We start from the raw sequence: 19,240 nt of genomic DNA, 5'->3' as shown, positions 1-19,240 counted from the left end.
GCAAGCCCGCTCCCACATTTTGATTGTGCTGTTTTCAGGTTTTTGGCTGCAACAACAGCGCCACCAACGCACTCCACCCTGTCTGATGCGAAGCCCCCAACCCCCGCCCGGTCTCGCCATGAAAATACTCATGGAACAACACCAGGTCGCGGCTCGCCGGGTCCGCCTCCAACTGTGCATACCCCACCATCGACGGCCTTGAACCGTTCTCATCCCTCAGAAACAGGCTCGTCAACCGCTGGCTCAGCCCCTGCGCAACCTCCTCCAGCGACGCCAGATACCCACTCCCCGCCGGATACTCCACCGAGAAATTATCCGCGTAGTAGCGGTGAAACTCCCGCAGCGACTCAATCAGCATGTAGTTGACCGGCATCCACAACGGCCCGCGCCAGTTGGAGTTACCGCCGTACAGCCGCGAATCGGACTCCGCCGGCTCATAGCGGGCACACAGGGTATTGCCATTCATCTTCAGCGCCAGCGGTTCCTCGGCGAACGCTTTCGAGAGTGAACGAACCCCAAAGGTGGAGAGAAACTCCGACTCATCCAGCATCCGCCGCAGCAAATCCTTGGTCCGCTCCCCCCGCAACAGCGCCAGCAGCAGGCGATTACCCTGCCCCGGCTCGTTCCAGCGCGACACCAGCTTGGCCAGGTCCGGCCGGTGTTTCATAAAACCCAGCAATCGCTCGCGCAACCCCTCCAGCCCTTCGTGCTCGCGCTGCTCCAGCACCAGCACCGCAAACAGCGGCATCAGGCCGACGATGGAGCGCAGGCGCACCGGTTCGCTTTCACCGCCAGGCCGATGCAGCACGTCATAGAAAAACTGGTCCTGCTCATCCCACAAGCCTTCATCGCCATTGTCGACGCGGTTGATCGCCCCGGCGATGTACAGGAAGTGCTCGAAGAATTTCACCGCAATATCCACATACACCCCGTTACGCTTGGCCAGCTCCAGGCCGATGCGCATCAGGTCCAGGGCATAGGCGGCCACCCAGGCAGTGCCGTCCGCCTGGTCCAACTGATAACCCGGCGGCAAATCAGCCGAGCGATCAAACAGCGCAATGTTGTCCAGCCCGAGAAACCCACCCTGGAACAGGTTGCGGCCCTCGGCGTCCTTGCGGTTGACCCACCAGGAAAAATTCAGCAGCAGCTTGTGGAAGATCCGCTCCAGGAAATCCATGTCGCCCACGCCATTCAGCGCCTTGTCCTGCTGATACACCCGCCAACTGGCCCAGGCATGCACCGGCGGGTTGGCGTCGTCAAAACGCCACTCGTAGGCCGGCAACTGACCGTTGGGGTGCATGAAGCGGTCTTTCACCAACAGCAACAGTTGCTGCTTGGCATAACCGGGGTCGATCAGGGCAACGGCTACCGCCTGGAACCCCTGGTCCCAGGAGGCATACCACGGATATTCCCAGGTGTCGGGCATCGAGAGAATGTCGAAATTCGACAAGTGCCGCCAATGGGTATTGCGGATATGCAAACGCTCGGGCGGCGGCGCGGGCTGGGCCGGGTCGCCGTCGAGCCATTGATTCACGTCGAAGTAGTACAGCTGCTTGGACCACAGCAACCCGGCCAGGGCCTGGCGCTGCACATTGCGTGCGTCTTCATCGGCGATGCCCTGCTGCAGCGCCGCGTAGAAATCATCAGTCTCCTGACGGCGTTCTTCGAACAGCTTGCGCGCATTGATCCACGGAGCCTCCGCCGGGGCGAAGCGCAGGTACAGGGTTTTGCTTTCCTGGCCCGCCAGTTCCAGGATGAAACGCGCGGCCACTTTCGTGCCCGAATCCCGGCGAATCGCCGATTCCAGGCCCGTAGTCACATAGTCGTTGATCCCGTCCTTGAACGGCCCCGGCGCCGGTTGCCCGTCCAGCCTGGGGTAGTTGGTTTCGTTCTCGCAGAACAGCCATTCGACCCCGTCCTGGCCCCAGGCACTGAGGTGGCGATCGAACAGCTCATGGTGCCGCGCCACCACCTGTTCGCCCTCCAGGCGCAACTCGGGCCTGGGGGCATCGTGGGTCCAACTCCAGTCGTTGCGCGCCCACAGGTGCGGCAACACCTGCAGGCGTGTGGATTGGTCCGAACGGTTGTGCACGGTAATGCGCATGAACACATCATCGGGCTGGTGCTTGGCATATTCGACGGTGACATCGCAATAGCGGTTGTCTTCGAAAACCCCGGTATCGAGGATCTCGTATTCGGCATCTCCAAGGCCACGGCGGGCGTTCTCGGTGATCAGGTCATCGTAGGGAAAGGCCGCGTGAGGGTATTTGTAGAGCATGCGCATGTAGGCATGGCTCGGCACGCCATCGACGAAAAAGTACAGTTCCTTGACGTCTTCGCCGTGGTTGCCCTCGGCGTTGTTCAGGCCGAACAGGCGCTCCTTGATGATCGCGTCGCGCTCGTTCCACAGCGCCAGGCCCAGGCACCAGCGCTGGGCCTTGTCGCTGAAGCCCGCCAGGCCATCCTCGCCCCAGCGGTAGGCGCGGCTGCGGGCATGTTCGTGGGGGAAGTAGCGCCAGGCATCGCCGTCGGCGCTGTAGTCTTCGCGCACCGTGCCCCATTGCCGTTCGCTCAGGTAGGGGCCCCAGTCACGCCAGCGTTCGCCGTCAGGTTTGGCCAGGCGCTGGCCTTCAATCGTTTCCAGAATGTTCGTCGCAGGCTGTGCCGTCATCGAGTCTTCCGTCGCGTTCAGAGGTGACGGCCAGTGTAGAGCCCTTCGACGGTGAGATGCACGTGAAGCTGACGTCATCCAGCTCATTCATTTGCAGAATGAAGTCCAGAGGAATCTTCGTTTGCAAGGCGTCGGCAGGCCCAACAAAATCAGGCAACCGTGCCTTTCCTCTCTATAGCCGCCAGGAATTTTTCTATGCCCGCCGCCCGCCCAGTCAGCCCTGACGACATTCGCAAAGGCTTCTCCAAGGCCATGTCCGACATGTACCGCGATGAAGTGCCGCTGTACGGAGCGTTGATGGAACTGGTGGCCGAGACCAATGCCCACGTGCTCGACACCGACGCAGGGCTGGCTCATCAACTGCAACGCACCGGGGAAATCCAGCGCCTGGACAGGGAGCGCCACGGCGCCATCCGACTGGGCACCGCTGAAGAACTGGCCACCATCAGCCGCCTGTTTGCGGTGATGGGCATGCAGCCGGTGGGCTATTACGACCTCACGCCGGCCGGGGTACCGGTGCATTCCACCGCCTTTCGCGCCGTGCATGAAAGCGCCCTGCAAACCAGCCCCTTCCGGGTGTTCACTTCGCTGCTGCGCCTGGAGCTGATCGAAAACCCGGAACTGCGGGCCTTCGCCCAGTCAGCCCTGGCCAAGCGTTCGATCTTCACCCCACGCGCCCTTGAGTTGATCCAACAAGCCGAAGCCGACGGCGGCCTCGATGCCGCCCATGCCGAAGAGTTTATCCAGCAAGCCCTGGAAACCTTCCGCTGGCACCACACCGCCACCGTCACTGCCGCGCAATACCAGCAACTGAGCGACCAGCACCGGCTGATCGCCGACGTGGTCGCCTTCAAGGGCCCGCACATCAACCACCTGACACCGCGCACCCTGGACATTGACCAGGTGCAGGCCGCAATGCCCGGCAAAGGCATCACCCCCAAGGCGGTGATCGAAGGCCCGCCCCGCCGCCAGTGCCCGATACTGCTGCGCCAGACCAGCTTCAAGGCCCTGGATGAAGCCATTGCCTTTACCGATGCCAAGGGCAGCCACAGCGCGCGCTTTGGTGAAATCGAACAACGCGGCGTGGCGCTGACCCCCAAGGGCCGCGCGCTGTACGACCAACTGCTGAATGCTGCACGGGATGAATTGGGCGCGTTTCCGAATGAGGCCAATGCCGGGCGCTACACCGAATTGATGGAGCAACACTTCCAGGCGTTCCCCGACAATCACCGCGAGATGCGCGAACAGGAGCTGGCGTACTTCCGCTATTTCGTAACCGAGAAAGGCTTGGCCGCCCAGGACAAGTTTAAAACCCTGGACGAACTGATCGCCGCCGGCCACGTGGACGTGGAGCCGTTGGTGTACGAAGATTTTCTGCCGGTGAGTGCGGCGGGGATTTTCCAGTCGAACCTGGGGGATGCGGCGCAGAGTCACTACGCGGCCAACTCCAACCAGGCCGAGTTCGAAAAGGCCCTGGGTCGCCAGACTATCGACGAGTTGAAGTTGTACGGTGAAACCCAGCAGCGCTCGATTGACGAATGCAAGCGCGCGCTGCTGGCTTGAAAGAGAGAGTTCGCCCGGCCACAGCGCATTCCATGCGCCGTCTAAGAGCCCCAGTGCCGGGCGAACGGTTGGCATGATAGGCAGCGGCGGTGCTGCTGTCTTTCGGGCAATTCTGAACAAATCTTCTACTTGGCCGTCGCTTTCTCCAGTTGCTCGACGATCTTGTCTTTGATCAACAGGCGTTTCTTCTTCAGCTTCTCCAGCTCCTCGTCACCGCCGCTTGAGGACTCAAGCTCCAACACCTCCTTGTCGGCGCTGTCGTATTGGTGGAGCAGCGAATCCAATCGGTTATCGCTCGCCCTGCGTTCATGAATAGCTTCCTTGCTCAAACCCAGGTCCTGATACAGGTCGTGTTTCACTGGCATGGAGTACCTCCGCAAGTTGATCATTGACTGAATACCCCTTGAAGCTAGCCCATCCGGCGGGCTCTTGTCATGTTTGAGATCAACCTGTCGCGTTTGCGTCCCCGTTCGTCGCGGGGCAGACGATTTCATAAAACCTTTGGCGCACGCTGCCCTCCACTGTAGATCGTCACCCGATGGAGAACAGGTTCCATGAATCACGCTGCCAACGCTGTCGACACCCAGTGCATCAACACCATTCGTACCCTCGCCATGGACGCTGTGCAGAAGGCCAACTCCGGCCACCCCGGCACGCCCATGGGCCTGGCGCCCGTCGGTTACACCTTGTGGAGCCGCTTTCTGCGCTATCACCCCGAGCACCCCGACTGGCCCAACCGTGACCGTTTCGTGTTGTCGGTGGGCCATGCCTCGATGCTGTTGTATTCGCTGCTGCACCTGGCCGGCGTGGTGGAGATTGATGCCCACGGCAAGCGCTCCGGCCAACCGGCCATCAGCCTGGACGACATCAAGCAGTTCCGGCAGATGAGCTCAGAAACCCCCGGCCACCCCGAATACCGCATGACCACCGGTGTGGAAACCACCACCGGCCCACTCGGCCAGGGGTGCGCCAACAGCGTCGGCATGGCCATGGCCGAGCGTTGGCTGGCCAAGCGTTTCAACCGTGACGACCAGGTGCTGTTCGACTACAACGTCTACACCCTGTGCGGCGACGGCGACATGATGGAAGGCATCAGCAGCGAAGCCGCGTCCATCGCCGGGCACTTGAAGCTGGAGAACCTGTGCTGGATCTACGACAACAACACCATCAGCATTGAAGGCCACACTGAACTGGCCTTCAGCGAAGACGTGATCAAGCGTTTCCAGGCTTATGGCTGGCACACCTTGCACGTCACCGATGCGAACAACCTGCTGGCCCTGAGCGACGCGCTGAGCACGTTCCAGAAAAACACTGGGGCACCGACGCTGATCGTGGTCGACAGCGTGATCGGCTATGGCTCGCCCCACAAGCACAACACCGCGTCGGCCCATGGCGAGCCTTTGGGCGAAGAAGAAATCCGCCTGACCAAAGCCGCGTACGGCTGGCCCGAAGACTCAAGCTTCCTGGTGCCGGATGAAGCGCGCACAGTCCTGCGGGATGCACTGCTCAAGCGCAGCAAGCCGCTGTATGAGCAATGGACTGAGACCCTGTCCCACCTCGAACAGTACGAACCGGAACTGGCCGATGAACTGCGCCGCATGCGTGCCGGTGAGATGCCCGAGCATTGGCAGGAGCAACTGCCGAGCTTTGCCACTGATGCCAAAGGCGTCGCCAGCCGTGCCGCCGGTGGCGAGGTGTTGAATGCGTTTGCCAAGCAGATCCCATGGCTACTGGGGGGCTCGGCCGACTTGTCGCCGTCCACCAAGACCAACCTGACGTTCGACGACGCCGGGCGCTTCAGCGCCGAGAACTACGGCGGGCGCAACCTGCACTTCGGCATTCGTGAACATGCCATGGGCGCGATTGCCAACGGCATGGCGCTGTCATACCTGCGGCCCTACACCTCGACCTTCCTGGTGTTCAGCGACTACATGAAACCGCCGATTCGTCTCGCGGCGATCATGGAACTGCCGGTGGTGTTCGTGTTTACCCATGACTCGATTGGTGTCGGCGAAGACGGCCCCACTCACCAGCCCATCGAACACCTGACCCAGTTGCGGGCGACGCCGGGGTTGCTGACCCTGCGCCCGGGCGACGCGAATGAAACCCTGGAAGCCTGGAAGATCGCCCTGGCCCAGACCCATCGGCCAACCTGCGTGGTGCTGTCGCGGCAGAACCTGCCGACCCTGGACCGCACGAAATACGCAGCGGCGACGGGTACATCCCGTGGTGCTTATGTGCTGGCCGGCGCCGATAAGCCCCAGGTGATCCTGATGGCCACCGGCAGTGAAGTCAGCCTGGCGGTGGAAGCCTATGAGCAACTGAAGACTGAAGGCGTGGCGGCGCAAGTAGTGTCGATGCCCAGCTGGGAACTGTTCGAAGAACAGGACCAGGCCTATCGCGACAGCGTGCTACCACCCGCAGTGAAGGCACGACTGGTGGTGGAACAGGCCGGCCCGTTGGGTTGGGACCGCTACGTCGGGCAGACCGGGGCCAAGGTGGTGATGAACAGCTTTGGCGCCTCGGCACCGCTGTCCAAGTTGCAGGCCAAGTTCGGCTTTACCCTGGACAATGTGGTGAAGCTGGCGAAGGAGCAAGTCAGGCTCAACAGCTGACCCAGTGCACGCATGCCGGGCGTGGCCTACCGAGGGAAACCTCGGTGCCACGCCCTGCTGCTCATTTCCCGCCGGTGACGTCCAGGAACGTACCGGTGATGAAGGACGCCTCGGCGCCTGCCAGCCACAGGATCGCCCGAGCCACTTCTTCAGGCTGACCGCCGCGGCCCATGGGGATCGAATCCTTTACGCGATCAACCCGCCCTGGCTCCCCGCCACTGGCGTGAATGTCGGTGTAGATATGCCCCGGGCGGATGCAGTTGACGCGTATTCCCTCCCTGGCCACTTCCTTGGCAAACCCGATGGTGAAGGTCTCGAGAGCCCCCTTTGATGCGGCGTAGTCGACATATTCGTTGGGGCTGCCCAGCCGGGCGGATGCCGACGAGATATTGATCACGGCACCACCCCGCCCCTGGTGACGAAACGACATGCGCTTCACCGCTTGCTGGGCACACAGCATCGGCCCGATCGCGTTGACCGCGAAAATCCGCTGCATCCGCTCGAACGGCAAGTCTTCGACCCGGGACTGCAACGCGTTGATCCCGGCGTTGTTAACCAGCACATCGATGCGCCCGAACGTCCGATCTATCGCCGCAAATAACTGGACGACCTGCTCCGGGTCTGCGCTGTCCGCGCGTACGGCCAACGCCCGGCGCCCTGCCGCTTCTACATCCGCCACCACCGCGAGGGCGGCAGACTCATCGGAAACGAAGCTGATCGCCACGTCATAACCTTGTGCGGCGGCCAGCCGCGCGGTGGCGGCGCCAACGCCACGACTTCCACCTGTTATCAGAATCAGCGGTGCCTGCGGGACGGTATCCATTGCGCGAACCTTCATGTGGTGGTGGAAAATGCTTTGCCTGCTGTCAGCCGATCAGGATGGTGCCGGTGGCAATCACCACGCACGCCAGCACCTTGCGGACCGTCAGTGTCTCGCCCAGGAAGAAATAGCCGATCAGTGCCGCAAACAGCACGCTGGTCTCGCGCAAGGCCGAGACCGCGCCCATGGGCGCACCGGCCATGGCATAGATAATGATTCCGTAGGCCAGGAGCGACACCAGCCCACCGGCGAAGGCCGTGAAAAACCCGGGCCGCAGGCTGAACAGACTTTTCGGGCCCCGCAGGCCGATATACACCGCCGGCATCAACACGCCCCACAAGGCGCACATCCACACCGTATAGGCCATCGGCGCACCCGACAGGCGCGCGCCGATGCCGTCTGTCACGCTGTAGGCGGCAATGAAACAGCCGGTGCCCAGGGCGTATGGCAGGCTGGGAACGGCGAGCCGGCGCCCCCTGAACGCCAGGGAAATGATGCCGCCCGACACCAGGGCAATGCCCAGAAGCGAGCTGGCCGAGACACTCTCCCCGGCAAACACGGCGGCACCCAGGGTGATCAGCACCGGCGAGGAGCCCCGTGAAATCGGATAGGTCTGCCCCAGGTCTCCGACTTTGTAGCTGCGCACCAGGAACAGGTTGTAGCCCACGTGCAGCACCGCTGACAGCACCACATAAAACCAGCTGGCTGGCGCCGGAGGGTCCAGGAACACCGCAACGCCGCCACTGGCGATAGCGACCGCCAGGCACATCACCGTCATCGACCAGAGTCGGTCGGCGCCGCCACGCAGCAGCGCATTCCAACTGGCGTGCAGTAAGGCAGCGAAGAGGACCAGGAGAATAATGGGATAAGGCATGCGCCCATCCTAAGCAAACCGGCGCCTTAACTGAAGCGAAGTCTGCTCATTGAAGAATGAGCAAATCCTCATGCTTTATTCGTAAGCCAGTCCGGCGTTTACGGCGTCCTGCATCAGCCAATCACGAAAGCTGACGATATGCGGCTGGGACTCGATGCCTTTGGGGCAGACAAAGTAATAAGCGACCGGTGACGGGAACGGCACATCGAACAGCCTCACCAGACTGCCATCGCTCAGCTCTGACTCCACATGCCCACTGCGCGCCAATGCAATGCCCTGGCCGAGCAAGGCCGCCTCTATCGTCATGTTGGTATCCGCAAACCTGACACTTTCCTTGAGCGGCGCAATCGCGAGCCCTACGTGCTGGAACCAGACTTCCCACTTCGGCACCAGGTCGGCGCCGTCGCGCATCAGCAAGGGATAGCGCAGCAATTCGGCGGGTGTGTGTGGCCGGCCAAAGCGGTTCAACAGATCGGGACTGGCCACCGGAAAAATCTGCTCGCGGAACAGGAACTCCGAGTACAGCGCCGGGTAATTCCCGTTGCCCAGGCGGATCGCAACATCAGCCTCCGCGCTTGAAAAGTTGATGATCTTGTCGCTGGAGTCGAGGGTGACCAATATTTCAGGGTGCCGTTGGGCCAGGCTTGGCAGTCGGGGCAGCAGCCATTTCAGCGCGAAGGAATAGGTGGTACTGACCTTGAGCCGGACCCTGCCCTTTTGCTCGCGCAGGTCCGCGAGTGTCGCCTCAAGGTTCATGAAAAACTCGCGCACGATCGGCGCAAGGGCTGCTCCGGCAGGCGTCAGGCTGAGTGACTTGCCCCGCTGGAACAACTGCAATCCCCAGAGTTCTTCAAGGTGCTTGAGCTGATGGCTGACGGCACTCTGGGTGACATGCAACTCTTCTGAAGCCGAGGTGAAGGTTGCGTGGCGTGTGGCAACCTCAAAGGCGCGCAATGTCGAGGTGGGTGGCAGGTCTCTCATGGCATTGCTTCACCGTTTATGAATAGATGCTCATGATAGAACATCTATCCATTGCGCTGTAGGCCGCCCCTCAACCCAGCTGGAACCGCGCCGTGTTGTCGCTCAACGCCCGGCTGCCCTTGCTCAACCTATCCGCCGCCTGGTTCACCGCCCGCGCTCCGTCGAGCAAGCGCCCGGCGGCCTGGTCAACCTGCTGGATATTGCCGCTCACTTCATCCGCCGTCGCTGCCTGTTCCTCAACCGCCGTGGCGATCTGCGCCAGGGTGTCAGTGACGCTCTGCACCGCGCTGGCGATCTCCCCCAGGCGATGGCCCAGGCCCGTGACGGACTCGGCATCGGTCACCGCCTGCTCACAGGCCACGCCCATCAGGGTGACCGCCTGGCTCACCGTCGCGCGCAAACTGTCGACCGTGCCGGCGATCTGCGCCGTGGAGGCCTGGGTCCGTTGCGACAGGCTGCGCACTTCATCGGCTACCACCGCAAATCCCCGCCCCTGTTCACCGGCCCGCGCAGCCTCGATGGCAGCGTTCAGCGCCAGCAGGTTGGTCTGCTCGGCGATACCCCGAATGGTGTCAACCACCGACTGGATCTGCTGGCCCTGCTGGCTGACGCGCTCCAATGCATCGGAGGTGTCGGTCAAGCGCTGGTTGAGTTGCTGGATACTCGCGGTGGTGCGCTGGCTGTCGCGGCTGCTGTCTTCGGCAATCTGCCGGGTTTTCTGCGCGCTGCCGGAGGCCTGCTCGCAGCTCTTGGCGACGCCCATGGAGGTCGCGGCCAACTGTGTGGCGGCCGCTGCAATCTGGCTGATCTGCTGTTGCTGGTCTTCCACTTCGGTCAGCGTGCTGCCCGATTGCGAATTGAGTGTCAGCACCGCAGAGCCCAACTGCTGCGTCTCGTGATTGACCCCCAGCAGGCTGGTGCGCAACTGCACCACCGCCACGTTGAGCGCCGTGCTGATGGCCGCCAGTTCATCGCGCCCTTCCACCGCCACTTCAACGCACAGATTACCGTCGCGCAGGGATTCGGCCAGGGTGGTGATGCCGCTGGCACTGCGGCGAATCGATGCCTGCAAGCACACGAACAGGTACAGGGCTGCCAGCGCCAGCACGCTGAACGTCACCGCCACCGGGATGAATTGCTTGAGCGAGCTGTCGCGGTAGTAACCCAGGCGCGCGTCCAGCGAGGTCAGCGACTGTTTACGCAACGCGCCGAGGGTACCGAGCATGCCATCCACACTGCGTTCGAAGCCGGTGGTATCGAGCTTGATGGTGCCGCCGAACACGCCTTCGTCCAGGGTCTTCAGCTCGTTGTCCAGCAGTTGCAAGCTGTCGTCGTATTGCGCGATCCAGGTTTGCAGCCCCGGGTATTGCTTGGCCTTGAGGGATGCGGCGGCCTTGACCAACTGGTCCCTTGCATCGCCGATGCGACCGCGCAAATCACGCATCTGCAAACGGCTTTGCAGGGTGAACTGCCCCGATGCGATGGATGACTGCCCGACGCTCGCCATACGCCCGATACGCTCGATCAGGTCGGGGGTTTGCTGGGTGGAAATCTGCATCAGCAAATAGGTTTCAAGCCACGGATCGAGGATCAACCCGGTGTCCATGGTGATCTGTTCGCGCAGGGTTTGCATCGCGCTCAGCGCAGACGTGAAGCGGTCATAACCATCCGGCCACCAGCCCACGGTGCGCAGGGATTGGGAATCCATGCCCGTGACCGAGGCTTGCAATGCCTCAAAACGTGCAAGGGTATCCGGGCGGGCGTTCTGGGCTTTGAGGGCCTCGCCCAGGGCCTGCACGCTTTGCAGGATCAGCGGGAAATTGGTATCGACCGCAGTCATGGCCGCCTTGGCCGCGGGTGTCTGGTCGTGGAGGATGTCGGCAGCTTTCCAGCGCGCCGCCAGGTTGCGCTGGGCGGTCAGTTGGGCGTCCAGGGCATCCAGCGCCAGCAGTTCGCGCACCCCGGATTGCTCATTGGAAATCACCGTCAGCTTGGTGCGGTACTCCTGCGCGATCATCCACAGGCTGCCCGCCAGGGGCAGCATGAACAGGAAAAACAGGATCTGGAACTTGCGCGCGAATCCAAAACGTCCGAGCAGGCGGATACCTGGCGACAACACACTTTGCATGTCCGACTACTCCTAGAACCACTCGCCTCAACAGCGAATCAAGCTTTGAAATGATTGACGGCAAAATGCCATGTCATTGATTAAGCTGGCTCTAGCAAGAAACGGACCGCTGTTGTCGGGCCCGCTGGATAGGCGGGACGTCGTGCAAAACACGCTGTACCGTGCGCGAAAATGGGGCGAAAGCACTCAGCGCAGGTGGCAGAACGGTAACCGTCTGACCAATACCGCAAGCGTAAGGGCAGCCGACAACCTGTGGCGAGGGAGCTTGCTCCCGCTGGGCTGCGAAGCGGCCCCAAAACAGGCACTGGTGTTCCTTCAGGTCGATATCGATTGCAGGGTTCAGGGCTGCTTTGCAGCCCAGCGGGAGCAAGCTCCCTCGCCACAGGGTGAGTGCTTGCTGAATCAGGAGTGCCAATGGACGGCGCGCCCGGAATTTCGGCGGAGAGCGGGATTTACTTTCTGGGTTTGCCGAACCTGGTGAACCTTTTGCTGTGGGGAAATTGATGCAGCTCGGACTCACATGGCAGACGTTGGCGACGGGTCCTCACAAAACGTGTTGAGAGGCTGCTTCGGGTCGACGCTCTTCGGAATGTACGTTCCAGAAAGGCATCGGAAACAAACTGCTGCGTAGCGTCCTGGCCTATGCGAAATCCCAGCCTCAGCTTTTGCTCGTTCAACTCACCCTCACCGAGGGTAATTTGCTTGTGGATCATGGCAGCACACGCACAGCTTGTTGCCATCAGTATCTCGAAAATACGCGCCGTAATAATCGGGGTGGTAGTGAGGCCTTAATCCAGGCTCTCCTTCACATATCCCGCCGAGCGCCAACGCCGCTGTATAACTTCTTCTAACCGCTTCCCGACTGGGTGCAAGTAGCCCCACCATCTGCCCATTCCCAGGTGCACTCGGTTTGCCATCAAATGGCGCCCCAATGACGAAGATCGGGCGAGGTTCGGTTTCAGCCACCCAACCGGCCCACGGTTTATCCGCATCGCAAAATTTCAACCTGAGGCCCAACTCAGCCATCACCTTCGAATAGAAAGCAAAAGCCCGATCAAAATCACCTGTACCTAAAAACACATGGGAAATCATGGTGGCTACCTTGGGGCGATGAATGCCCATGAGTCTGGCGCGAAATGATTGCTGGCGAAAGCTTGATGACTCCGCCCGGCATATGTACGGCTCCCATCCCCTCATACGCCAATAAAAACCGCAAATCCCAACATTGCGCAGGGTGCCGCCCGGCATTTCGTCAACCCATAATGGGCTTACAACAATAAAGGGGCTCACCCCGGGGCGTGTAAGCCATGTACAGAGACCATATCGTCAAGACCCGCATGACGGACAGCGCGGTATTCATGGGCGCGATGGCCGTGGTGATTTTCATCATCACGCTCGCCTGCGGCGTCGGTGAAGGCCGCCTCTCCCACTTGATGGGCCCCATCGTTCTCGACCTGAAGGCACCACTGGCGCGTGACATTGCAGTGGGCGGCACGCTCACCCTGACGGTGGTGCTGAACCTGTTCATCCTTGGCCGCTTTCCCTTGCGCGCGCAGATCATCACGGTCTGGTGCGAGTTGCTGGTGCTGTTCCTGTTGTTCTTCGACACCTTCAACCTTTCCTACAGTTTCATCGCGACCAAAATCGGCTTCATGATCACCCAGGGGGTGTTCACCACCGTCTACGTGTCGGCGATTTCGATTGCGATTGCGTTCGTCCTGGCGCTGCTGGGCGCCACCGCGCGCTTGTCTTCCAACGGCTTCGCGATTGCGATTGCGAGCTTCTACACCTCGTTTTTCCGCGGCGTCCCGCTGCTGATCCAGATCTATCTGATTTACCTGGGCATCCCTCAGCTGGGTTATGTGGTCGGGGCGGTTCCAGCCGGGATCCTGGCGCTCTCGCTGTGTTATGGCGCCTACATGACGGAGATCTTCCGCGCCGGTATCAGCAGCATCTCGCGGGGCCAGTGGGAAGCCTCGCGGGCGATTGGCCTGAACCCGTTCCAGACGATGACCCGGGTGATTCTCCCGCAGTCCATGCGCTTGATCATTCCGCCAACGGGCAACCAGTTCATCTCGATGCTCAAGGACAGTTCGCTGGTGTCGGTGATCGGCGTCTGGGAGCTGATGTTCCTGGCACGAACCCAGGGACGCGCCGAGTTCCGGCACCTGGAAATGCTGATCACCGCCGCCGTGCTGTATTGGCTGCTGTCGATCGTGCTGGAAACCGTCCAGGCCCGCCTGGAAAAGCACTTCAACCGCGCCCATCGCTGAACCAGGAGCATGACGATGAATCAGCCCTCAATAGTCCCGGCTCCATACCCTGCGATATCGATCCAGGACATGCATAAATGGTATGGCGATTTTTATGTGCTCAAGGGCATCGACCTGCACATTGCCAGCGGTGAAATCGTGGTGGTCTGCGGGCCGTCGGGCTCCGGCAAGTCCACGTTGATTCGCTGCCTGAACCTGCTGGAAGACTTCCAGAAAGGCCACGTGTTCATCGAGGGCACCGAGTTGACCCGTGATGCCGCCTGCGTGGCGGGCATAAGGCGCCAGGTCGGCATGGTGTTCCAGCAGTTCAACCTGTTCCCGCACATGACGGTGCTGGAGAACCTCATGGTGGGACCGCGTCTGGTGAGCAAGCTCAGCGAGCCCCAGGCCCGCGAACTGGCCTATGAATACCTGGATCGGGTGCGCATCGGGAACCAGGCCGACAAATACCCCAGCCAGCTCTCGGGCGGCCAGCAGCAGCGCGTCGCCATTGCCCGGGCCTTGTGCATGCGCCCGCGCATCATGCTGTTCGACGAGCCCACGTCGGCCCTTGACCCCGAGATGGTCAAGGAAGTGCTGGACGTGATGGGCGAACTGGCCCAGGACGGCATCACCATGGTCTGCGTCACCCACGAGATGGGATTCGCGCGGCGGGTGGCCGACCGGATCATCTTCATGGACCAGGGCTGCATCATCGAGCAAGCCAAACCCACCGAGTTTTTTGACAACCCGCAGCACGAGCGTGCCCGGGAATTCCTGTCGCAGATTCTCAGCCACTGAGCAGCACCGTCGAACCTTGCGAAGTCACCGATAAAAACAACAGGCACCGCACTCAAGATACTGGAGGCTTACCCATGATCTCGTTCACTCGCTTCTTCACCGCAGCCGCTGTCGCCACCGCCCTCACCAGCCTCACAGGTGCGGCCTGGGCGGGCTCGACCCTCGACCGCATCCATGAAACCAAGGTGGTCAAGGTGGCCACGTCGGCCAACTGGCCACCGCAATCGTTCCTGGGCCCGGACAATAAGCTGCAAGGCTTCGATATCGACGTCGCCAGCGAAATCGGCAAACGCCTGGGCAGCAAAGTCGACTTCGTGACGCCCGAATACGGGATCATCACCGCCGGGCGCTGGTCGAGCCGCTGGGACCTGTCGGTCGGCTCCATGACGCCTACCACCGAGCGCACCCGGGTGCTCGACTTCCCCGCGATCTACTACTACACGCCGTATGTATTCGCGGTGCACAAGGACGCGGCCGAGACCAAAGTGGCGGACCTGAACGGCAAGATCATCGGCGTCGAAGCCGGTACGACTTCGGAGGACTATATCAACCGCCGCCTGAAGATCGACGCCGCCGATGTGCCGCCGTTCACTTACGAAGTCACCCCCGGCGAAGTTCGCACGTACGGCGACAGCATGGGCCCGCTGGATGACCTGCGCATGGGAGACGGGGTGCGCCTGAACGCAACCCTGTCCGCCCTGCCCACCATCGTCGCCGCCGTCAAGAATGGCTACCCCATCGTCAGGGTGGAAGGCAAACCCGCCTACTACGAACCCCTGGCCATCGCCGTGGACAAGGGCGATGAGGCGTTCAACAGCGCGCTGACCAAGATCGTCGCCGACATGAAAGCCGATGGCACGCTCAAGCAATTGTCAGAGAAATGGTACGGCGCCGACCTCACCCAGGTGCAGTAAAAAACCCCACAGGCCGTACAGGCGCCCCGTCCTCGACGCGGCGCGCTGTATGCCTGCGCCGCGAAAAAAGGACGACCGACTTCATGTACACCTATAACAACAATTACTACACCGCCACGATGCGCGACACGACTGAACGCCAGGCGCTGTGTGGCAACGCCCGGGCCGATGTGTGCGTGATCGGCGCCGGGCTGGCGGGGCTGAGCACGGCGTGGGAGCTGGTCTCCCGCGGGCAGTCGGTGGTGCTGCTGGATGCCGGTCGCGTGGCCTGGGGAGCGTCGGGGCGCAACGGTGGCTTCGTGCTCCAGGGCTGGTCCGAAGGGTTGGCCGCCATCGAGCGACGCTGCGGCAAACCGACGGCCGCCGCGCTGTTCAAACTGTCGCTTGAAGGCGTCGAGATTGTTCGGGGCATGATCGCCGGTCATCAGTTGCCCGGCTGCACGCCAACCCCGGGGAAACTGAGTGTGGTGCGCTACGAGGATGGCGACAACCTGCAGCGTGTGCGGGACAAAATGGCCGCGGATTTCGACTTTCACCTCGACTACCTGGATCGCCAGGCGGTGCGCGAAAAGCTCAAGACCGAGCGGTATTTCCAGGCGCTGCGCGACAACCATGGCTTTCACTTCCACCCCTTGAACTATTGCCTCGGCCTGGCCCGACTGATCGAGCAAAGTGGTGGCAAAATCCATGAACGCTCGCCCATGACCGCCGTCGAAAGCCGCAACGGGCGACACCGGGTCATCACCGATCAGGGCACTGTCGATTGTGCCCACGTGGTGTACTGCTGCGGCGGCTATGGGGGGCCTGAGTTCGGCAAATTACGCCGCGCCTTCCTGCCCATCGCGACCTATGCAGTGCTGACCGAGCACCTGGGCGATCGCCTGGCCGAGGCGGTCTGTACCTCCGATGCCGTGGGCGATAACCGCCGGGCCTCGGACTATTACCGCATCGTCGAGGGCGACCGCCTGCTCTGGGGCGGCCGCATTACCACGCGCAACCTGCAGGATGAGAAACGCCTGGGGCAATTGCTGACGCAGGATATCCTCGACGTTTATCCACAATTGCGCGGCATCAGGATCGACAAGGCCTGGTCCGGGTTGATGGGTTATGCGCGGCACAAGATGCCGCACATTGGCCCGCTGGGGCAGGGATTGTGGGCGTGTACATCATTTGGTGGCCATGGTATGAACACCGCGCCGATCGGCGCACGCGTCATCGCCGAGGCGATCTGCGGCGAAACCGATCGCTACCGCCTGTTCGATGCCTACGGCCTGGAATGGAATGGCGGCCCCTTGGGCCCGGCGGCCGCACAAACGGTTTACGCCGGCCTGAAAATGATGGATATGTTTCAGGAAAAGCGCTCGCAACACAGGGCGACTCATAAAAACTGAACCCCAGCGAGGGTCAAGGACGTGTCCATGGATACGCAGAATCCCGGTCCACTGTTTAACCTCACCGACAAGGACAGGCAATTGCTTGGCCTGCTGCAAGCCAACGCACGCGAACCCACCGCGTCATTGGCCCGCAAGCTCGGGGTCTCGCGCTCTGCGGTGCAGGAGCGGATTACCCGCCTGGAAAAGGCCGGCGTCATCACCGGCTACAGCGTGCGCATCGACCAGGACCGGCTTCAGCAGACGGTGACCTGCTTTACCATGACCTCCTGCACCAACAAGAGCTACACCGATGTGATGACCTCGCTGCGCAGGATGGAAGCGGTGCAGGCCGTTTACGCGGTCTCGGGGGAGTCCGATTTCATCATTCACCTGGCCACCGCCACCCTGAGCGAACTCAATGCCGAGCTCATCAGGATCAACATGATCAAAGGGGTGGCGCACACCGCTTCGCATATCGTGATGGAAACCAAGTTCAGCCGGAAACTGATGGTGTGAAGTGCTGCCGGCCGTGGGAAACCGCGCGTCTCACGCTCCGCCTCGACTGCCATAGCGACTCAGCCACCTGACAAGTCATTCCTTGCAAAATAATTCGCCTCAACGCAATATTAAAAGCAATTGCTTGGTTAATTACCTCAAGCCTGACGCTTAGCCCTTCGCCGGCTTCCATACCGCGAACGCATTACAAGGAATCGTTGATGCAAACCCAAGACAGCAGTTGGGGCGAGTTGCTTAGCGGCAAGAACGCCACCCGCTCCATTGCCCTTTCAGGCGGCATCGCGCTGTATGCCACCAACACCTACATCGCCACCACCATCCTGCCGTCGGTGGTGGCCGAAATCGGCGGCCTGGCGCTTTATGCGTGGAGCACCACACTGTACGTGGTGGCCTCGATCCTCGGTTCCGCCCTCACCTCCAAGCTGTTGCAACGCACCGGTCCACGGCTGGCGTATGCGCTGGCCACACTGGTGTTCATGGTAGGCGTGCTGATCTGTGCCCTGGCGCCGAACATGCCGGTGATGCTCGCGGGGCGCTCCATCCAGGGACTGGGCGGCGGGGTCTTGCTGGCCCTGTGTTACTCGATGATCCAACTGGTGTTCGAAGAGCGCCTGTGGCCGCGCGCAATGGCACTGGTGTCGGGGATGTGGGGCGTGGCGACGCTCGTCGGGCCGGCGGTGGGTGGTGTGTTTGCCGAGATGGACGCGTGGCGCCTGGCCTTCGGCTCGATGGTGCCGGTGAGCCTGGCGTACATGGTACTCACCAGCCGCGCCCTGCCCCCGCGCGACACCACGGCGACCGCCACCGTCCGTTTGCCGGTGCCGCAACTGGTGCTGCTGGCGGGCGCGGTGCTGGCGGTGTGTGCCGGCAGCGTCTCGGCGCTGCCGAGCTGGAACCTGTTGGGTATCGCCATCTGCGCCGTGCTGGTGGTGCTGTTGATCCGCAAGGAGTCCAGCGCCACCGTGCGTCTTTTGCCCCGGGATGCATTGAAGTTCAGCACCCCGCTCTGCGCGCTTTATGCGACCACCTGCCTGTTGGTGATCGGCATGAGCAGCGAGATCTTCATGCCGTACTTTCTGCAGCACTTGCATGGCCAGTCGCCGCTGATCGCCGGTTACATGGCCGCGCTGATGGCGGCCGGCTGGACGGTCTCGGAAATCATCAGCTCCGGCTGGACCGGCCGCGGTCCACATCGCGCCATCATCGCGGGGCCATTGTTTATCGTGGCGGGCTTGATGATGCTGGCGATCACTACGCCCATCGCCAGCCAAGGCGAATGGACATTGCTGACCCCTATCTGCCTGGGGCTGTTCCTGGTGGGGTTCGGCATCGGCCTGGGTTGGCCGCACCTGCTGACGCGCATCCTGCAAGTGGCTTCGGAACAGGACAAGGACACGGCCGCTTCGTCGATCACCACCCTGCAACTGTTCGCCATGGCCATGGGCGCGGCGCTGGCGGGGGTGATCTCGAACATGGCGGGCATCAATGAAGTGGCCGGCAATGGCGGCATCGCCCATGCCGCGCGCTGGCTGTTCGCGCTGTTTACCCTGGCACCCGTGTTGGCGCTGTTGATGGCGCTGCGGGCAACGCGGACGAAGCCGATCGAAGGCGCGCCCCTCGACCTTGGAATCGTCCAACCTGCCCCCATAACTAGCGAGGTATCCAACAAGGGGAAGCACAGACCATGACCAACCCGACCGAAACCGCCCTGCTCGCCGGCGGCTGCTTCTGG

15 protein-coding genes are annotated in these 19,240 nt (G+C 61.8%); 8 read left to right on the top strand and 7 right to left on the bottom strand.

Annotated features, from left to right (window positions below):
- Positions 1–34 precede the first annotated feature (34 nt).
- A complete protein-coding gene (locus HX786_RS07330) occupies positions 35–2,671 on the bottom strand; it encodes a glucosidase (protein WP_178911888.1) in 2,637 nt (878 codons plus the stop codon).
- 195 nt (positions 2,672–2,866) lie between these two features.
- On the opposite strand from HX786_RS07330, the gene HX786_RS07325 reads away from it, so the two are divergent.
- Entirely contained in the window at positions 2,867–4,234 is a 1,368-nt protein-coding gene (locus HX786_RS07325; protein WP_177122696.1) for a VOC family protein, read from the top strand.
- A 125-nt stretch (positions 4,235–4,359) separates the two neighbouring features.
- Here HX786_RS07325 and HX786_RS07320 read toward each other — a convergent pair whose 3' ends face one another.
- Positions 4,360–4,599: a DUF465 domain-containing protein gene (locus HX786_RS07320; RefSeq protein WP_003215657.1), complete on the bottom strand. Its 240-nt coding sequence runs from the start codon at positions 4,597–4,599 to the stop codon at positions 4,360–4,362.
- A gap of 189 nt (positions 4,600–4,788) precedes the next feature.
- Between HX786_RS07320 and tkt the strand changes: the two genes are divergently transcribed.
- Positions 4,789–6,849, top strand: a complete 2,061-nt coding sequence (gene tkt / locus HX786_RS07315; RefSeq protein WP_178911887.1) for a transketolase — start codon at positions 4,789–4,791, stop codon at positions 6,847–6,849.
- Positions 6,850–6,910: 61 nt separating this feature from the next.
- On the opposite strand, the gene HX786_RS07310 is transcribed toward tkt, so the two are convergent.
- From HX786_RS07310 to HX786_RS07290, 5 genes are all read right to left on the bottom strand, one after another.
- Positions 6,911–7,672, bottom strand: coding sequence for an SDR family oxidoreductase (locus HX786_RS07310; RefSeq protein WP_003215653.1), 762 nt, complete (start codon positions 7,670–7,672; stop codon positions 6,911–6,913).
- Positions 7,673–7,715: 43 nt separating this feature from the next.
- A complete protein-coding gene (locus HX786_RS07305) occupies positions 7,716–8,543 on the bottom strand; it encodes a DMT family transporter (RefSeq protein ID WP_008434678.1) in 828 nt (275 codons plus the stop codon).
- A 75-nt stretch (positions 8,544–8,618) separates the two neighbouring features.
- Positions 8,619–9,524, bottom strand: coding sequence for a transcriptional regulator GcvA (gcvA, locus tag HX786_RS07300; RefSeq protein ID WP_178911886.1), 906 nt, complete (start codon positions 9,522–9,524; stop codon positions 8,619–8,621).
- A gap of 70 nt (positions 9,525–9,594) precedes the next feature.
- A complete protein-coding gene (locus HX786_RS07295; protein WP_177022107.1) occupies positions 9,595–11,652 on the bottom strand; it encodes a methyl-accepting chemotaxis protein in 2,058 nt (685 codons plus the stop codon).
- Positions 11,653–12,336: 684 nt separating this feature from the next.
- Positions 12,337–12,744 (bottom strand): VOC family protein, encoded by a 408-nt coding sequence (locus HX786_RS07290; RefSeq protein WP_102368782.1) that lies wholly within the window; start codon positions 12,742–12,744, stop codon positions 12,337–12,339.
- Between the two features lie 215 nt (positions 12,745–12,959).
- Between HX786_RS07290 and HX786_RS07285 the strand changes: the two genes are divergently transcribed.
- From HX786_RS07285 to HX786_RS07260, 6 genes are all read left to right on the top strand, one after another.
- Entirely contained in the window at positions 12,960–13,925 is a 966-nt protein-coding gene (locus tag HX786_RS07285; protein WP_178911885.1) for an amino acid ABC transporter permease, read from the top strand.
- A gap of 15 nt (positions 13,926–13,940) precedes the next feature.
- The gene (locus tag HX786_RS07280) at positions 13,941–14,705 is read left to right on the top strand and encodes an amino acid ABC transporter ATP-binding protein (RefSeq protein ID WP_023658742.1); all 765 of its coding nucleotides are present in this window, start codon (positions 13,941–13,943) and stop codon (positions 14,703–14,705) included.
- Positions 14,706–14,779: 74 nt separating this feature from the next.
- Positions 14,780–15,619 (top strand): transporter substrate-binding domain-containing protein, encoded by an 840-nt coding sequence (locus tag HX786_RS07275; protein WP_178911884.1) that lies wholly within the window; start codon positions 14,780–14,782, stop codon positions 15,617–15,619.
- A gap of 83 nt (positions 15,620–15,702) precedes the next feature.
- The gene (locus HX786_RS07270) at positions 15,703–17,010 is read left to right on the top strand and encodes an FAD-binding oxidoreductase (protein WP_178903695.1); all 1,308 of its coding nucleotides are present in this window, start codon (positions 15,703–15,705) and stop codon (positions 17,008–17,010) included.
- Positions 17,011–17,037: 27 nt separating this feature from the next.
- Positions 17,038–17,508, top strand: a complete 471-nt coding sequence (locus HX786_RS07265) for an Lrp/AsnC family transcriptional regulator (RefSeq protein ID WP_003215617.1) — start codon at positions 17,038–17,040, stop codon at positions 17,506–17,508.
- Between the two features lie 200 nt (positions 17,509–17,708).
- Complete coding sequence (locus tag HX786_RS07260) at positions 17,709–19,196, top strand: MFS transporter (protein WP_178911883.1); 1,488 nt, start codon at positions 17,709–17,711, stop codon at positions 19,194–19,196.
- Positions 19,197–19,240: the final 44 nt, after the last annotated feature.

Origin of the sequence: Pseudomonas sp. 21615526 (genome assembly GCF_013386245.1) — a bacterium.
In the GTDB taxonomy this organism is placed as follows: Bacteria; Pseudomonadota; Gammaproteobacteria; order Pseudomonadales; family Pseudomonadaceae; genus Aquipseudomonas.
Note: the sequence above shows the minus strand (reverse complement) of the source record. Positions and strands in the feature narration are given on the sequence as shown.

What these genes read in the sequence shown, in the direction of transcription:
- HX786_RS07330 (WP_178911888.1), bottom strand. Translation starts at nt 2,671, where the DNA reads ATGACGGCACAGCCTGCGACGAACATTCTGGAAACGATTGAAGGCCAG.
- HX786_RS07325 (WP_177122696.1), top strand. Translation starts at nt 2,867, where the DNA reads ATGCCCGCCGCCCGCCCAGTCAGCCCTGACGACATTCGCAAAGGCTTC.
- HX786_RS07320 (WP_003215657.1), bottom strand. Translation starts at nt 4,599, where the DNA reads ATGCCAGTGAAACACGACCTGTATCAGGACCTGGGTTTGAGCAAGGAA.
- tkt (WP_178911887.1), top strand. Translation starts at nt 4,789, where the DNA reads ATGAATCACGCTGCCAACGCTGTCGACACCCAGTGCATCAACACCATT.
- HX786_RS07310 (WP_003215653.1), bottom strand. Translation starts at nt 7,672, where the DNA reads ATGGATACCGTCCCGCAGGCACCGCTGATTCTGATAACAGGTGGAAGT.
- HX786_RS07305 (WP_008434678.1), bottom strand. Translation starts at nt 8,543, where the DNA reads ATGCCTTATCCCATTATTCTCCTGGTCCTCTTCGCTGCCTTACTGCAC.
- gcvA (WP_178911886.1), bottom strand. Translation starts at nt 9,524, where the DNA reads ATGAGAGACCTGCCACCCACCTCGACATTGCGCGCCTTTGAGGTTGCC.
- HX786_RS07295 (WP_177022107.1), bottom strand. Translation starts at nt 11,652, where the DNA reads ATGCAAAGTGTGTTGTCGCCAGGTATCCGCCTGCTCGGACGTTTTGGA.
- HX786_RS07290 (WP_102368782.1), bottom strand. Translation starts at nt 12,744, where the DNA reads ATGATTTCCCATGTGTTTTTAGGTACAGGTGATTTTGATCGGGCTTTT.
- HX786_RS07285 (WP_178911885.1), top strand. Translation starts at nt 12,960, where the DNA reads ATGTACAGAGACCATATCGTCAAGACCCGCATGACGGACAGCGCGGTA.
- HX786_RS07280 (WP_023658742.1), top strand. Translation starts at nt 13,941, where the DNA reads ATGAATCAGCCCTCAATAGTCCCGGCTCCATACCCTGCGATATCGATC.
- HX786_RS07275 (WP_178911884.1), top strand. Translation starts at nt 14,780, where the DNA reads ATGATCTCGTTCACTCGCTTCTTCACCGCAGCCGCTGTCGCCACCGCC.
- HX786_RS07270 (WP_178903695.1), top strand. Translation starts at nt 15,703, where the DNA reads ATGTACACCTATAACAACAATTACTACACCGCCACGATGCGCGACACG.
- HX786_RS07265 (WP_003215617.1), top strand. Translation starts at nt 17,038, where the DNA reads ATGGATACGCAGAATCCCGGTCCACTGTTTAACCTCACCGACAAGGAC.
- HX786_RS07260 (WP_178911883.1), top strand. Translation starts at nt 17,709, where the DNA reads ATGCAAACCCAAGACAGCAGTTGGGGCGAGTTGCTTAGCGGCAAGAAC.